The sequence below is a fragment of the Lutibacter litoralis genome (assembly GCF_014646675.1).
In the GTDB taxonomy this organism is placed as follows: Bacteria; Bacteroidota; Bacteroidia; order Flavobacteriales; family Flavobacteriaceae; genus Lutibacter; species Lutibacter litoralis.
The window spans coordinates 445234-458617 of the sequence record NZ_BMNS01000002.1 but is presented as its reverse complement, the minus strand read 5'-3'; the positions used below and the strand labels follow the sequence as shown (position 1 = coordinate 458617).

Annotated in this window: 14 protein-coding genes; 7 read left to right on the top strand and 7 right to left on the bottom strand. The window is 31.0% G+C overall.

The features are described 5' to 3' along the window. Positions 1 to 104 precede the first annotated feature (104 nt). Positions 105 to 455, top strand: coding sequence for a 4Fe-4S binding protein (locus tag IEW75_RS04785; RefSeq protein ID WP_134247227.1), 351 nt, complete (start codon positions 105 to 107; stop codon positions 453 to 455). Positions 456 to 522: 67 nt separating this feature from the next. Here the strand turns inward: IEW75_RS04785 and lepA are convergent, their stop codons facing one another. Then, entirely contained in the window at positions 523 to 2319 is a 1797-nt protein-coding gene (lepA, locus tag IEW75_RS04780) for a translation elongation factor 4 (protein ID WP_134247228.1), read from the bottom strand. Positions 2320 to 2390: 71 nt separating this feature from the next. After that, entirely contained in the window at positions 2391 to 3371 is a 981-nt protein-coding gene (locus IEW75_RS04775; protein WP_158283772.1) for a Gfo/Idh/MocA family protein, read from the bottom strand. A gap of 243 nt (positions 3372 to 3614) precedes the next feature. Here IEW75_RS04775 and dusB point away from each other — a divergent pair, with 243 nt between their 5' ends. Next, positions 3615 to 4595, top strand: a complete 981-nt coding sequence (dusB, locus tag IEW75_RS04770) for a tRNA dihydrouridine synthase DusB (protein WP_134247230.1) — start codon at positions 3615 to 3617, stop codon at positions 4593 to 4595. 55 nt (positions 4596 to 4650) lie between these two features. Here dusB and katG read toward each other — a convergent pair whose 3' ends face one another. From katG to rbfA, 3 genes are all read right to left on the bottom strand, one after another. Next, the gene (katG, locus tag IEW75_RS04765) at positions 4651 to 6873 is read right to left on the bottom strand and encodes a catalase/peroxidase HPI (protein WP_134247231.1); all 2223 of its coding nucleotides are present in this window, start codon (positions 6871 to 6873) and stop codon (positions 4651 to 4653) included. Positions 6874 to 7074: 201 nt separating this feature from the next. Next, a complete protein-coding gene (locus IEW75_RS04760) occupies positions 7075 to 8277 on the bottom strand; it encodes an ABC transporter permease (protein WP_134247232.1) in 1203 nt (400 codons plus the stop codon). A 1-nt stretch (position 8278) separates the two neighbouring features. Then, positions 8279 to 8671 carry a 30S ribosome-binding factor RbfA gene (gene rbfA, locus IEW75_RS04755; RefSeq protein ID WP_134247233.1) on the bottom strand — a complete coding sequence of 131 codons (393 nt, stop codon included), beginning with the start codon at positions 8669 to 8671 and terminating at the stop codon, positions 8279 to 8281. A 243-nt stretch (positions 8672 to 8914) separates the two neighbouring features. On the opposite strand from rbfA, the gene IEW75_RS04750 reads away from it, so the two are divergent. Genes IEW75_RS04750 through IEW75_RS04730 form a run of 5 tightly spaced genes read left to right on the top strand, consistent with a single transcriptional unit; the run spans position 8915 to position 12077 of the window. After that, the gene (locus tag IEW75_RS04750; RefSeq protein WP_134247234.1) at positions 8915 to 9793 is read left to right on the top strand and encodes a cell division protein FtsX; all 879 of its coding nucleotides are present in this window, start codon (positions 8915 to 8917) and stop codon (positions 9791 to 9793) included. 4 nt (positions 9794 to 9797) lie between these two features. Next, positions 9798 to 10043, top strand: a complete 246-nt coding sequence (locus IEW75_RS04745) for a DUF3098 domain-containing protein (protein WP_134247235.1) — start codon at positions 9798 to 9800, stop codon at positions 10041 to 10043. Positions 10044 to 10046: 3 nt separating this feature from the next. Then, positions 10047 to 10844: an undecaprenyl-diphosphate phosphatase gene (locus IEW75_RS04740; protein ID WP_134247236.1), complete on the top strand. Its 798-nt coding sequence runs from the start codon at positions 10047 to 10049 to the stop codon at positions 10842 to 10844. Next, positions 10844 to 11533, top strand: coding sequence for a tRNA pseudouridine(55) synthase TruB (gene truB / locus IEW75_RS04735; RefSeq protein ID WP_134247237.1), 690 nt, complete (start codon positions 10844 to 10846; stop codon positions 11531 to 11533). Before IEW75_RS04740 ends, truB begins: the two co-directional genes overlap by 1 nt. A gap of 7 nt (positions 11534 to 11540) precedes the next feature. Next, a complete protein-coding gene (locus IEW75_RS04730; RefSeq protein ID WP_134247238.1) occupies positions 11541 to 12077 on the top strand; it encodes a hypothetical protein in 537 nt (178 codons plus the stop codon). Here the strand turns inward: IEW75_RS04730 and IEW75_RS04725 are convergent. Further along, complete coding sequence (locus tag IEW75_RS04725; RefSeq protein WP_134247239.1) at positions 12072 to 12554, bottom strand: ABC transporter ATPase; 483 nt, start codon at positions 12552 to 12554, stop codon at positions 12072 to 12074. The genes IEW75_RS04730 and IEW75_RS04725 overlap by 6 nt on opposite strands. Positions 12555 to 12586: 32 nt before the next feature. Continuing rightward, positions 12587 to 13201, bottom strand: coding sequence for a thioredoxin family protein (locus IEW75_RS04720; protein WP_188703974.1), 615 nt, complete (start codon positions 13199 to 13201; stop codon positions 12587 to 12589). Positions 13202 to 13384: the final 183 nt, after the last annotated feature.

Here is a 13384-nt window from a genome sequence, read left to right as displayed (position 1 = left end):
TCAAATTTAAATTTACTTTTTAGAATAGTAAATGACTTTTGTCACATTGATTTGTATAATTTTTTTTAATTTTGTATATAATTAAATATTTAAATTAAGTAAACATGGCTATTAAAATAACAGATGAATGTATTAATTGTGATGCTTGTATTTCTGAGTGTCCAAACAATGCGATTTACGAACCAGATAGTGAGTGGGCGTATGCAGATGAAACTTCTTTAAGTGGAACTATAACTTTACCAAATGGAGAAGAAGCTGATGCAGACGAAATGAACGAACCAATATCTGATGAATTTTACTTTATTGTAACTGATAAATGTACAGAGTGTAAAGGTTTCCACGATGAACCACAATGTGCTTCTGTTTGTCCAGTTGATTGTTGTGTTCCAGATGAGGACCACGAAGAGACTGAAGAGCAGTTATTAGCTAAAAAAGCTTGGATGCACGGAGAGTAATTTTCATTCAATCATAAAAAAAAGCACCGAATTTCGGTGCTTTTTTTTATGAATTATATTTCAGTTTTTAATCATTTAATTTCAAAACTGCCATAAATGCTTCTTGTGGAATTTCTACATTCCCAACCTGACGCATCCGTTTTTTACCTTTCTTTTGTTTTTCTAATAATTTACGTTTACGAGAAATATCACCACCATAACATTTTGCTGTTACATCTTTTCTAAGTGCTTTTACAGTTTCTCTAGAAATTATTTTGGCACCAATTGCCGCTTGAATTGGAATGTCAAATTGTTGACGAGGGATTAATTGACGTAATTTTTCGCACATTTTTTTACCAATACTATAAGCATTATCTGCGTGGATTAATGCAGAAAGTGCATCTACGGATTGTCCATTTAATAAAATATCAACTTTTACTAATTTTGAAGCTTTTAAACCTGTTGGATGGTAATCAAAAGAGGCATAACCTTTAGAAACTGTTTTTAAACGATCGTAAAAATCGAATACAATTTCAGCTAAAGGCATATCAAAAGTTAATTCAACACGTTCTGGTGTTAAATACGTTTGATTCACAATTTGGCCACGCTTTTCTATACACAAACTCATTACGGGTCCTACAAAATCGGATTTAGTAATAATAGTTGCTTTTATAAAAGGCTCTTCAACCCTGTTTAATTTTGATGGTTCAGGTAAATCCGAAGGATTATTTACCAATAATATAGTATCAGGATTTTTATTAGTAAAAGCGTGGTAAGATACGTTTGGTACAGTTGTAATAACTGTCATATCAAACTCACGTTCTAAACGTTCTTGTATAATCTCTAAATGCAGCATTCCCAAGAAGCCACATCTAAAACCAAATCCTAACGCTGCAGAACTTTCAGGAATAAATACTAAAGAAGCATCATTTAATTGCAGTTTTTCCATAGAATTACGCAACTCTTCATAATCTTCTGTATCTACTGGATAAATTCCAGCAAACACCATTGGTTTAACATCTTCAAAGCCTTCAATTCTGTTTTTAGTTGGGTTTTCAACAGTTGTAATAGTATCTCCAACTTTAATTTCACTGGCTGTTTTAACTCCTGTAATTAAATAACCAACATCACCTGCTTTTAGACTTTGTTTAGGAACTTGTTTTAATTTTAAAGTGCCAACTTCATCAGCAAAGTATTCGTTGTTAGTAGCCATAAATTTAATGCGCTGTCCTTTTTTTATTTCGCCATTAAAAACTCTAAAATAGGTTTCAACACCTCTATATGAATTGTAAACCGAATCAAATATTAAGGCTTGCAATGGAGCGTTTTCATCTCCTTTAGGAGCAGGAACTCTTTCAATAATAGCTTTTAAAATATTTTCAACCCCAAAACCAGTTTTTCCACTTGCATGAATCACTTCATCAGGATCACAACCTAATAAATCAACAATATCATCTGTAACTTCTTCTGGATTAGCCCCTGGTAAATCAACTTTATTAAGAACTGGAATTATTTCCAAATCGTTTTCCAAAGCCAAATATAAATTTGAAATTGTTTGAGCTTGTATGCTTTGTGCTGCATCTACAATTAACAATGCGCCTTCACAGGCAGCGATTGAACGAGAAACTTCGTAAGAAAAGTCAACGTGGCCAGGAGTGTCAATTAAATTTAAGACATATTTTTCTCCTTCAAATATATAATCCATTTGTATGGCGTGACTTTTTATGGTAATACCACGTTCACGCTCTAGATCCATACTATCTAATAATTGTGCTTGTTCTTCACGAGCGGTTGTAGTTCCTGTAAAACTCAACAATCTATCAGCTAATGTGCTTTTACCGTGATCAATATGAGCTATAATGCAAAAATTTCTTATTCTTTTCATACTTCGTATTCCTTTCTACTTTATTTGCCGCAAAGATAACTAAATATTTGTTCCAAAAATGAAAATAAAATCTAGTCGTGATTTGGAAAAATAATACCTGCATCTTTTCTAACATCATCTAAAATATTCATTAATTTTAAACTTAAAGAAAGAGGTAGAATAGGACTTTCTTTTAGATTCTTGCCCAAACATTCCATTACGTGAATCGCTTCAAATTGATAACCTAAATTTGGTCCATTTTCAAAAGATATTTCAGTAGTTTTTTTGTTTGTAATTAATAAGATTGGGTCCTTAGAAAAACGATCGTATTTTATAATTCCATTTTCAAAACACAGCTCAGATTCATTTTTGTATTCCGAATCAAAACTTGATGTTAATACTGCGGTTGCACCATTTTTATAACCAAATAGCATAGAAATACTTTCTTCGGAACCTGTTGGACTAAAATGGGGTATGGATTTAACTTGATCTGGAACGCCTAAAAACATAAGTGCCGTAAAAATTGAATAAATTCCAATATCTAATAAAGATCCACCTCCTAAGTCAACATTATACAACCTATTTTGTGGATTGTATTCTCCGTTGAACATAAAATCTGATTTTACAAATTTTAGTTTTCCTAAATTTTCTGAAGCTATAATTTCCTGTACTTTTAAATACTTTGGTCTAAAGATCACCCAGAAAGCTTCCATTAAAAAGGTGTTATTTTCTTTTGAAGAAGTAATCATTTGCTCAACTTCTTTAGAATTTATAGCAAAAGCTTTTTCGCATAACACTGCTTTTTTATATTTTAAACATAATAAGGTATGCTCTAAATGAAAATTATGGGGTGTTGCAATATACACAATGTCAACATTTGGGTCTTCAACCATTTCTTGATAAGAACCATAAGCTTTTTCAAATCCAAATTGATTGGCAAAGTTTTGAGCGTTTTCTATATTCCTTGAAGCAGTTGCATATAAATTAGCGTTTGGCAACATTTTTAATTCTGTAGAAAATTTTTTAGCAATATTTCCACAGCCTAAAATTGCCCAGTTGTATTTTTTTGACATTTTATTCATTTTGAATGTAAAAATACAGATTATTTCAAAGTTCGAAAATGAAGATTAACAGTTTTTTAATCAAATTTATGGTTATAGATCATTATTTTAGGCTAGTGATTTAGATAATACCTTTTTTTAAAATGTTATAAGGCGAAACATCAAAAACAGATTTAACGGAAAATAAAATCTGAAAGGTAACGCTCGAATGATAAAAAATATTTATGTATTTTTGCACACTTAATTTTTTTTGTTTTGGTAAAAATTGGAGATATAGAATTGAACGACTTTCCGTTGTTGTTAGCGCCAATGGAAGATGTGAGTGATCCGCCGTTTAGAGCTTTGTGCAAAGAACAAGGCGCTGATGTTGTATATACCGAATTTATTTCTAGTGAAGGGTTGATTCGTGATGCTGCAAAAAGCAAAAAAAAATTGGATATTTATGAAAAAGAACGTCCGGTTGGAATTCAAATTTTTGGGGCAAATTTAGAATCGATGTTGCGCACTGTTGAAATTGTAGAGAAATCGAAACCAGATATTATTGATATAAATTTTGGATGTCCTGTAAAAAAAGTAGTAAGTAAAGGTGCTGGAGCTGGAATTTTAAAGGATATAGATTTAATGGTAAGTTTAACAGAAGCCATGGTTAAACATACCAATTTACCTATTACCGTAAAAACGCGTTTAGGCTGGGACGAAAGTTCTATAAAAATTGTAGAGGTTGCGGAACGCCTACAAGATGTTGGATGTGCGGCTATTTCGATTCACGGAAGAACACGAGCGCAAATGTATAAAGGAAATGCTACTTGGGCGCCAATTGCTGAGGTGAAAAACAATTCTAGAATGCATATTCCTGTATTTGGTAATGGAGATGTAAATACGCCAGAACGCGCCGTGGAAATGCGCGATAAATATGGTTTAGATGGTGCAATGATTGGAAGGGCAAGTATAGGAAATCCATGGTTTTTTAAACAAGTAAAGCACTTTATTGAAACTGGATCGCATTTGCCGGAAATTAGTATTCCTGAAAGAGTAAAAATGGCAAAACGCCACTTGCAAATGTCTATAGATTGGAAGGAAAGTGAAATTGTTGGTGTTATGGAAATGAGAAGGCATTATACCAATTATTTTAGAGCAATTCCACATTTTAAAGAATACCGTTTAAAAATGGTGACTTCTGATAAGTTAGAAGATGTTTACAATGTTTTTGATGAAGTGTTGCAAAAATTTGCGTAATAATAAAAAAGCAGTTTGAAACTATCAAACTGCTTTTTTTGAATTATGCTTTTATTTATTTTAAATCGAATCTATCTGCATTCATTACTTTTACCCAAGCATCCACAAAATCTTGCACAAACCTTTCTTTATTGTCATCTTGTGCGTAAAATTCAGCATAAGATCGTAAAATTGAGTTTGAACCAAAGACTAAATCAATGCGTGTAGCAGTATATTTTACTTTTCCAGTTTTTTTAGAACGAATATTATACAATCCCTTTTCTGAAGGTTCCCAATCGTAACCCATATCTGTTAGGTTTACAAAAAAGTCGTTGGTTAAGGCTCCAACAGAATCAGTAAATACACCGTATTTTGTTCCGCCATAGTTTGTTCCTATAACGCGCATTCCACCTAATAAAACGGTCATTTCAGGAGCTGTTAAGCCCATTAACTGCGTGCGATCAAGCATCAGCTCTTCTGGACTTACAATGTATTCTTTTTTCAACCAGTTTCTATAACCGTCAGCTAATGGCTCTAATGGTTCAAAAGATTCTATATCTGTCATTTCATTTGTTGCATCGCCACGTCCAGGAGCAAAAGGGACTTTAAGATTTATCCCTGCATTTTTTGCTGCTTTCTCAATACCCACATTTCCTGCCAATACAATAGTATCTGCAATGCTTATACCAAATTCGGCAGCAATTGGCTCTAAAACTGAAAGTACTTTTGCTAATTTTTCTGGCTCGTTACCTTCCCAATCTTTCTGAGGAATTAATCTAATTCTTGCGCCATTTGCACCTCCACGCTTGTCTGAACCTCTAAATGTTCTAGCACTATCCCAAGCGGTTGTAACCATTTCAGAAATATTCAATCCAGAATTTGTAATTTTTTCTTTAACAGCAGTAATATCATATGCTCCTTTTCCTATGGGAATAGAATCCTGCCAAATTAAATCTTCTTTGGGGACATCTGGTCCAAAATAACAAGATTTAGGGCCCATATCACGGTGTGTTAATTTAAACCAGGCACGTGCAAAAGCATCAGAAAAAGCATCAAAATCATTCATAAATTTTAATGAGATTTCTTTATAAGCTGGATCAACTTTCATCGCCATATCTGCATCAGTCATCATAGGATTTTGATGAATGGTAAAATCTTCAACATCTACAGGTTTATCTTCTTCTTTTATCGCTTTAGGTTCCCATTGCCAAGCTCCTGCAGGACTTTTACATAATTCCCATTCGTGGTTAAATAACATTTCAAAGAAACCATTATCCCATTTTGTTGGATGAGAAGTCCAAGCGCCTTCTAATCCACTTGTTACTGTATAACGACCTTTACCAGATTTATTTGGGTTCGACCAACCTAAACCTTGCTCTTCAACACCAGCAGATTCTGGGTCTGGACCAAGAATACTAGCATCTCCATTTCCATGAGCTTTTCCAACGGTATGTCCACCTGCAGTTAAAGCAACAGTTTCTTCATCGTTCATGGCCATTCTTTTGAATGTTTCACGAACTTGCTCTGCCGTTTTTGATGGATCAGGAACTCCATTTACACCTTCAGGATTCACATAAATCAATCCCATTTGTACCGCTGCCAACGGATTTTCCATAGTTGCAGGGTCTTCTAAATTTTCATAACGACTATCGCTTGGTGCTAACCATTCTTTTTCAGCTCCCCAATAAATATCTTGTTCAGGATGCCAAATATCTTCTCTACCAAAAGCAAAACCAAAGGTTTTTAATCCCATATTTTCATAGGCAATGGTTCCTGCCAAAATAATTAAATCGGCCCAACTTATTTTGTTTCCATATTTTTTCTTAATTGGCCAAAGTAAGCGTCTTGCTTTATCTAAATTGACATTATCTGGCCAAGAGTTAAGAGGTGCAAAACGTTGATTTCCTGTTCCACCTCCACCGCGTCCATCGGCAGTTCTATATGTTCCTGCAGAGTGCCAAGCCATGCGAATCATTAATCCGCCATAATGACCCCAATCTGCAGGCCACCATTCTTGACTATCCGTCATTAAGTTATGCACATCTTTTTTTAATGCTTCAATATCTAATTTTTTTAATTCTTCACGATAGTTAAAATTGGATTGTAAAGGATTTGTCTTTGTATCGTGTTGGTGTAAAATATCTAAATTTAATGCTTTGGGCCACCAATCCATTACAGATTGATTTGACGAAGTATTTCCTCCGTGCATTACAGGACATCTTCCTTCAGAATTCGGTTCTTCTTTTTTAGAATTTTGATTGTGATCAACTGGGCATTTATCATCTTTTGAATTGCTCATGATTTTTATCTTTTAAGTTTAATTCAAATTAAATATAAGTAGTAACTATTATAAATGTATCTTAATAGTAATTATTTATAATAAAAATAAAGGTTTTACCTTTTGAGTCATGTAAATAATGAATTATATTACTGTAACTCTTTTAAATGTCATAGTAAATTTAACAGAATAATTCTTTATTTAAAAATAAAGGAAGAAATATTATTCAACTAATTTTTTGGAAATTCTACTACTCGCAATGAGAGCCGCTAAATAACCTAATATTAATATAGTAATAACCACAGAAATTACATTATAAAGTTTAAGTTCAACAGGATAGGCAAGATGTTGTGTTATCATAAATAACGCATATTTTTTTTGTAGCAGTACTAAAATTACACCTATAGAAAGACCAATAAACAAACCAAATAGCGATAATAAAAAACCTTGTAAAATAAAAACACGCTTAATATCTTTTATAGTTGCACCTAAATTATAAAGTGTTTTTAAATTATCTTTTTTGTCCAAAATCATCATTATAATTGCTCCAATAACATTGAATAATGCGATTATTAAAATGAGTGTAAAAATTAAATAGGATGCTAAATTTTCGGTATTCAACATTTTGTAAAAAACTGCATTCAATTGTTCTCTGGTTTCAATATTAAATTCGCTTCCTAAGTTGTTTTTTAATGCGGCAATAGTTTCATCTCTATTTTTTAGATTTTCAACTTTTAGTTCAATTGCGGAAACTTGTTCAGGTTTGTAATTCAATAAAATTTGAGCTAATTCTAAAGAAATAAACGTGTATTTTTTGTCAACTTCTTCAGTTAAAGAATAAACACCAATTGGTTGTGTTTTAATTTGGTTAAAGGCATCTGTTGGATTTGTAGCATAGCCTTTTCCTGGTTTTGGAACATATATTTTTAGAGGTTCCAGAAAATCAAAAACGCCAACAGATAATAAATTAGAAATACCATTTCCGACAATTGCTCCATTTGGAATTTTTTGGTCTAACCAAGTTCCAACATATACTGTTGAATCTATACTGTTAACTTTTGTGTAATTGGAATCAACTCCTTTAATATAAGCAATATGTGTTTTTTTATTGAATTCAAAAAAAGCACGTTCCTCAATTACCTTTGTATAAGAAACGATATTGCTTTGAGCGTTAATATTATCTTTAATTTTAGCATTAAAAAGAAAAGATTTGCCTTTTACCGATGTAATTTTTATGTCGGGATCTGCAGTGTTTAAAAAACCAATACTAAAAGTTCTTAGCCCAGAAAATCCAGACAACACTATAAACAAAGCCAATGTGCCAATAATTACACCAATTGTTGCAATTATGGTAATAATATTTATGGTGTTATTACTACTTTTTGAAAATAAATAACGTTTGGCTATGTATAAAGGAAAATTCAAGCTATCGTTTTTGACGTTTGTCTAAAATATCAGGATTTTTAATTGGATTTTCTTTTTTGCCTTTTAAAGCATTGTCAATATCTTCAATATAATCTAACGTATCATCAATATAAAATAAAAGTTCAGGCATACGTCTTAATTGGTTGCGTGTTCGTTTGGCCATTTCATAGCGAATTGTAGCTGTATTTTCTTGAACACCTTTTAAAATTATATCTCGTTTTATTTGAGGGAAAACACTAATAAAAACTTTTGCTTGCCCTAAATCTGATGTAACTTGCACTTTAGTAACAGAAATAATAACTCCTTTCATTCCATCTCGTGCTGCATTTTGTAACACATCTGCCAAGTCTTTTTGTAAAACTCCTGCTATTTTTTTTTGTCTGTTTGTTTCCATAGTGCAAAAATAAGATTTAAATGTACATAATATAAGTTTTAAGTAAGCATTGTTTTAAAATAATAAATAAGTAAGTAACTTTAATATGTTTTTATAAGATATTTACTGGTAAGGTTTAATACAATGCTTCTTTTTATATCATAACTAAAAAGAGGTTAAGTTGTTTTACAAAAAACCAATAAATTACGCTTAATAGCTATAAACAAAATTTGTATATTGCAAACTCTATAATACATATAACTTTTGAATAATTCTTTCGATAAATATCAAAAAAGAAGATTAAGATCTTCCTATCTTTCAGTAATTATTAGTATTGCCTTAGTACTTTTTTTAGTGGGCTTTTTAGGTGTTATTTTACTAAAAACCAATACAATATCCAATCATTTTAAAGAAAAAGTAGCCATTACTATATTTTTAAATGACAATGCCAAATCTAATGATGTTGAGATTCTAGAAGCAGAATTGAAACAAGCAGAGTATTCGAAAGAGGTTGTATATATATCAAAAAAAGAAGCAGCTGAAATCTATGCGGAAGAAATTGGCGAAGATTTTGTGGAATTTTTAGGAGACAATCCGTTAAAAAATGCTATTGATGTAACATTAAAATCGGATTTTGTTACACCAGAACAAATGGGTGAGATTGAAAAAAACCTGCTGATAAGAAGTATTGTTGCTGAAGTTGTGTATGATAAGCCTTTGATTGAATTATTGACAAAAAATATTAACCGTATTAGTTTCTGGATGTTGCTTCTGAGTGCCTTATTTACCTTAATTGCAGTGGTGCTTATAAATAGTTCTATCCGTATTTCTATTTATTCTAAAAGATTTACAATCAAGACTATGCAGATGGTAGGTGCGACAAAAGGATTTATTAGAAGGCCCTTTATTTGGAAAAGTATAAAACTTGGAATTATAGGTGCTTTAGTATCCAATGCAGCCTTAGTTGGTTTTATTATTTACATTAATAAAATGGTGCCAGAAATAGAGTTACTTTCAGACTATAAAGCGTTAGGCTTTTTATTTTTATTTATTATCATAATGGGGATTTTAATAACTTGGTTAAGTACATTTTTTGCAACTCAACGATTTTTAAATTTAAGAACAGACGAACTTTATTACTAAAAAAATGAATAAGAAAAAAGAAGAAAATAAAAGCAAATTTTTATTCGGTAAAAAAAATTATGTACTCATGCTAATTGGTATTGCTTTTATAAGTTTAGGCTTTATATTAATGGCTGGTGGCGGTAGTGATGATCCTGCTATTTTTAATGAAGAAATCTATAATTTTAGAAGAATTAGGCTAGCTCCTACACTTGTTCTTATTGGTTTAGGTATTGAAATTTATGCTATTATGGCGAAATCTTCAAAATAAACTATGGGGTATATTGAAGCAATAATCTTAGGGATTATTCAAGGATTAACAGAATTTTTACCCGTTTCGTCGAGTGGACATTTAGAATTAGCAAAAGCTCTTTTTGGAGATAATTCCTTGCCAAATGAAAGTTTAACTTTTACTGTTGTATTGCATTTTGCAACAGCCCTAAGTACCTTGTTTGTTTTTAGAGTTGAAGTTATTGAAATATTTAAAGGATTATTCCAGTTTAAATGGAATGAAGAATTGAAATTTTCATTGAAAATAATTTTGTCAATGATTCCTGCTGTAATTGCGGGTGTTTTTTTTGAAGAACAATTTGAATCTTTTTTTAGTGGACAAATATTATTAGTTGGTTTTATGCTAATAGTAACATCGCTTTTATTGTTATTTGCCGATAAAGCCAAAATCACAACAAAGAATGTATCTTTTTTTAATGCTATAGTTGTCGGAATTTCACAAGCATTGGCAATTTTACCTGGAATTTCTAGATCTGGAGCAACAATTTCTTCATCTGTTTTATTAGGAATTGATAGAACAAAAGCTGCGCGCTTTTCATTTTTAATGGTAGTGCCACTAATTTTTGGAAAAATAGCAAAAGATGTAGTGTCGGGTTCTATAAATTTTCAAAGCAATCAAATTGGAGTTTTAAGTGTTGGTTTTATTGCTTCATTTATCGCAGGTTTATTTGCGTGTAAATGGATGCTTGCAATTGTTAAAAAAAGTAAACTTTCTTACTTTGCATTATATTGTTTTATTGTTGGAATAATTGCAATTGCTATAACTTTATTAAATAACTAATGACTTTAGAAGATTATAAAGACGGACAAGTTTTATTGATTGATAAACCTTTAAACTGGACTTCCTTTCAGGTGGTAAATAAATTACGCTGGGAAATTAAACAACGTTTTAAAATTAAAAATATAAAGGTAGGTCACGCAGGGACATTAGATCCTTTGGCTAGTGGTTTATTAATACTTTGTACGGGTAAATTTACCAAAAAGATTGAAGAATATCAAGGTCAAATAAAAGAATATACGGGAGAAATTACTATAGGAGCTACAACTCCAAGTTTCGATTTAGAAACCGAAATAAACCAAACCTTTCCAATTGAGCATATTACTGAAGATTTAATTCAACAAACCACACATCAATTTATTGGAGAAATAGACCAAGTTCCGCCAATTTTTTCAGCCTTGAAAAAAGATGGAAAACGTTTGTATGAACTTGCAAGGGCAGGAGAAACCACCGAAATTAAATCAAGAAAAATTATTATTTCAGAATTTGAAATAACAAAAATTGACTTGCCAAAGATTGAGTTTAGAGTTGTGTGCAGTAAAGGCACTTACATTCGTTCTTTAGCAAACGATTTTGGTGCTGCATTAAATTCAGGAGGACATCTAACAGCGTTAAGAAGAACTAAGATTGGAAATTTTAATGTGGATAATGGTATGAAAATTGATGACTTTATAGCCAGTTTGAAGCTATAAATGTTTTATGAAAAAAATTCTGTTGGTTATAATTTTGTTTGGAAGTGTTCTTTGTTATTCTCAAAGAGCTGTAAATTATAATTTTACTTTAAATGTTACATTTACTGCCAATGAGAATTTTGGTGAATACGACGATTATTTAGAAAAAACAGATTGGTCTCCAATTGCACCAAATGCTATTTTTTTAAGAAACGGAATAGATGTAAAAATAAATAATTTTATTACAACCGGTATTAATTTAGGTTTAGACGTGCATCCAGATGTTGATATTTTAGCAATTCCTTATTATGTAGATGCAAAATTCTCTATTTTTCAATCGGATGATGATAAGTTTTATGTTGGAGGTGGAGTAGGGAAGTTACTTAAATTAGGAAAAGCTTTTGAACGTGGAAAATATTATAAACTAGGTATGGGATATCATATTTCTTCAGAAAGAAACAACAGTGTTATATTAAGTATGGATTTTCATAATAAACAAATTGCAGATTTTGAAAATGGAAGACTAAATAGTTTTTCCTTCGGTATTGGAATGATTTTCTTATAAAAAACGTCCTAACCAGCTATCCATAATGTTAATTTCCCAATCGTTTTCTAATTCGGCTTTGGTTATAATCATATTATCAAAAACAATTGTTTTTTTAGAAACACCCTTACTCTTCATCATTTTTTTAAATTCTTTTAAATCTTTGTATTGCACAAACTCACCTTGTTTGTAACAAACATTAATTTTGTCTAATAAAACAACATCATAAAGTTTTTCTAACTCAAGTATAAAAGCAGTTAAAGTATCATGTGCTTTCAAACTCAAACTTATTTCAGAATTGTCAACAGAAATTATAATAAACCGATCGTATTTTAATTGATAAGAACATGCTAAAGATTGCCCTTCATTTGTCCAATTTGTTAAAAACTCTTCGATACGTTCTTTTAAACCTTCAATTTCTTGAGGATAAAATTTTCTACTTGAAGGAAAAACCCACAATTTACACCAATTAGGAATTTTTTTAAAATCTACAATCATTTCTTTAAATTAGAGTGTAAAGGTAGACTAAATTAGCTCACTTCAACAGCGGAAGTTTCTAAGATATTTAACAAGTCTTTTTGGGTATTATTTCCCTTGTCTTTATTATACCAAATTTGTAAATCTTTTTTAAAAGTGTCATCTAAACCACCATGAGCAACTTTATAATCATTTACCATTTTTGTAGCTACAGAAGGTCTTGGGCCCCAGGAATTCACAACTTCATTTTTGTTATTAACTACAATTACTTTTGGAATAGCTTTACCACCATTTGTTAAAAACTGATTCATTAAGCCTTCATTTTCGTCTCTGCAAACAATTTTTAATTCAATTTTAGAAGAAGATTCAGCAATTTTATTAATTACAGGGAGTATTTGAGCAGCATCTCCACACCAACCTTCGGCCAATACTAATAAAGTAAAATTATCGGTTAGTTTATTTAAAGCATTGGAGGTTTCTTCTGAAATTTTCAATGTTTTATCCAGCCTATCCATGCGTTTATCATTCAAAATACTATACTCTAAAAGTGCTTCAGATTGCTCGTTACCGGTAGATTTTCCTTCAACTAATAAGCCTTTTATTAAAGTTCTATAGGTTGAATAAGAAACTCCCTTTTTTATACTACTCGAAATTAATTTGCTAATCATAAATTTTTATTTTTTTATAATAGAACATTGGACGTTCTTAAATACAAATACTTACACCATTTTTAGATAAGTATTATTATGCAAAAATAACTTGAGATTCCGGATAAAAAGTGTTACTTTTGTTACAATGAAATAAAAGACAATTTTGTCTTTTATTTTGAAATAAAAATATAACTTTGCATT

Coding starts and splice junctions, on each gene's coding strand:
- IEW75_RS04785 (WP_134247227.1), top strand. CDS start 105: ATGGCTATTAAAATAACAGATGAATGTATTAATTGTGATGCTTGTATT.
- lepA (WP_134247228.1), bottom strand. CDS start 2,319: ATGAAAAGAATAAGAAATTTTTGCATTATAGCTCATATTGATCACGGT.
- IEW75_RS04775 (WP_158283772.1), bottom strand. CDS start 3,371: ATGTCAAAAAAATACAACTGGGCAATTTTAGGCTGTGGAAATATTGCT.
- katG (WP_134247231.1), bottom strand. CDS start 6,873: ATGAGCAATTCAAAAGATGATAAATGCCCAGTTGATCACAATCAAAAT.
- rbfA (WP_134247233.1), bottom strand. CDS start 8,671: ATGGAAACAAACAGACAAAAAAAAATAGCAGGAGTTTTACAAAAAGAC.
- IEW75_RS04745 (WP_134247235.1), top strand. CDS start 9,798: ATGAATAAGAAAAAAGAAGAAAATAAAAGCAAATTTTTATTCGGTAAA.
- IEW75_RS04740 (WP_134247236.1), top strand. CDS start 10,047: ATGGGGTATATTGAAGCAATAATCTTAGGGATTATTCAAGGATTAACA.
- truB (WP_134247237.1), top strand. CDS start 10,844: ATGACTTTAGAAGATTATAAAGACGGACAAGTTTTATTGATTGATAAA.
- IEW75_RS04730 (WP_134247238.1), top strand. CDS start 11,541: ATGAAAAAAATTCTGTTGGTTATAATTTTGTTTGGAAGTGTTCTTTGT.
- IEW75_RS04725 (WP_134247239.1), bottom strand. CDS start 12,554: ATGATTGTAGATTTTAAAAAAATTCCTAATTGGTGTAAATTGTGGGTT.
- IEW75_RS04720 (WP_188703974.1), bottom strand. CDS start 13,201: ATGATTAGCAAATTAATTTCGAGTAGTATAAAAAAGGGAGTTTCTTAT.